Origin of the sequence: Sphingomonas caeni, from assembly GCF_026013415.1 — a bacterium.
Taxonomy (GTDB): Bacteria; Pseudomonadota; Alphaproteobacteria; order Sphingomonadales; family Sphingomonadaceae; genus Sphingomonas; species Sphingomonas caeni.
Genome location: NZ_JAPDOK010000024.1, coordinates 1 through 571 on the forward strand (window position 1 = coordinate 1; position 571 = coordinate 571).

General features: G+C 70.2%; 1 protein-coding gene. It reads left to right on the forward strand.

All coding sequences use genetic code 11. From position 1 onward, the window contains the following. Window positions 1-525, forward strand: a 525-nt coding sequence (locus OF829_RS20565; RefSeq protein WP_264942084.1) for a universal stress protein, incomplete at its 5' end; no start/stop codon positions are given. Window positions 526-571 lie beyond the last annotated feature (46 nt).

The following is a 571-nucleotide window of genomic DNA, read 5'->3' on the forward strand; positions in this document are numbered from 1 at the left end:
CCGGCCGTCCGCGACGCGGCGGGGCTCGCCGATGTCATCGTGCTCAACCGCGACATCGAGCACGCCTATCCCGACATGGAGGAAATCGTCGGCGAGGTCGTGATCAAGAGCGGCCATGCGGTGCTTGCCGTGCCCCGGGATGCCAAGGGCTTCGATGCCTATGGCCATGCGATGGTGGCATGGGACGGCTCGGCCCAGGCGGACGCCGCGCTTCGCGCCGCGGTGCCGCTGCTCAGGCATGCGGGCACGGTGACGATCGTCGAGGTCGATGACGGATCGGTCAAGGCGCCCGCGACCGAGGCTGCGGCCTATCTCTCGCGCCACGGCATCACGCCGATCGTACGGCGGATCGGCGCCGGGATGGATATCCCCAGCACGATCCTGCTCGAGCAGGTCGAGACCTACAAGGCGGCCTATCTCGTCATGGGCGGTTTCGGTCACAGCCGCTTCGCCGAGGCCACGCTCGGCGGGGTCACCCGCCGCATGCTGCACGAAAGCCCGGTGCCGCTCTTCCTCGGGCACTGAGGCCGCAACCGGGGCGCTGCGTCCCCCGACCGGCGCCCCGGTCGCA